The organism is Pseudoalteromonas sp. SIMBA_162 (assembly GCF_046535955.1).
In the GTDB taxonomy this organism is placed as follows: domain Bacteria; phylum Pseudomonadota; class Gammaproteobacteria; order Enterobacterales; family Alteromonadaceae; genus Pseudoalteromonas; species Pseudoalteromonas marina.
This window is the reverse complement of record NZ_JAWJBQ010001342.1, coordinates 1-231: the sequence shown is the minus strand read 5'-3', so window position 1 is coordinate 231 and position 231 is coordinate 1. Positions and strand designations below refer to the sequence as shown.

Annotated in this window: 1 protein-coding gene; it reads left to right on the top strand. The window is 71.4% G+C overall.

What is annotated here, in order from left to right; translation table 11 throughout:
* On the top strand, positions 1-231 hold a 231-nt coding region (locus tag R0J88_RS24000), incomplete at both ends, for a hypothetical protein (protein ID WP_410901457.1).

Here is a 231-nt window from a genome sequence, read left to right as displayed (position 1 = left end):
GACGTCGCGCAGAACCTGCTGATCGCGCTGTCGGGCAGTTCGCAGACGACGCCGAACTTCTGGCTCGATCCGCGCAACGGCGTCAGCTACCCGTTGATCGTGCAGGCCCCGCAGTATTCGGTCGACTCGCTGCAGTCGCTGGCGAACATACCGCTGCCGACGGGTGCCGCGCGCCCGCCGCAGACGCCCGCCGGCGGTCCGGCCGCAGGCGCGCCCGCCCAGAACCTGCTC